Origin of the sequence: Rhizobium ecuadorense, assembly GCF_001187535.1 — a bacterium.
Classification (GTDB): domain Bacteria; phylum Pseudomonadota; class Alphaproteobacteria; order Rhizobiales; family Rhizobiaceae; genus Rhizobium; species Rhizobium ecuadorense.
On the sequence record NZ_LFIO01000098.1, the window covers coordinates 1 to 302 of the forward strand.

At 64.2% G+C, this 302-nt stretch carries 1 protein-coding gene; it reads left to right on the forward strand.

Annotation, left to right across the window (positions count from 1 at the left end):
- Positions 1–302: extracellular solute-binding protein (locus AF337_RS03905; RefSeq protein ID WP_152970888.1), on the forward strand; the 302-nt coding region annotated here is incomplete at both ends.

Here is a 302-nt window from a genome sequence, read left to right on the forward strand (position 1 = left end):
CGCCCCGCTCGAATCCTATATGCCGGCCAAGCTCAACCTCGACGATTTCGACAAGGCGCAGATCGAAGGCGGCAGTGTCGACGGCCACCTCTACGGCGTCAGCCTCGGGGCGAATTCGGCGGCCACGGTCCTGAACACCACTGCCTTCAAGGAGGCCGGCGTCGATCTGCCGACCCAGGCAACCACCTGGGAAGAATTCGGCCGCATCGGTGCGGAGATCACCAAGGCGGGCAAACGCAAGGGCATGTTCGGCATGGCCGACGGCAGCGGCGGTGAGCCGCTGTTCGAAAATTGGCTACGTC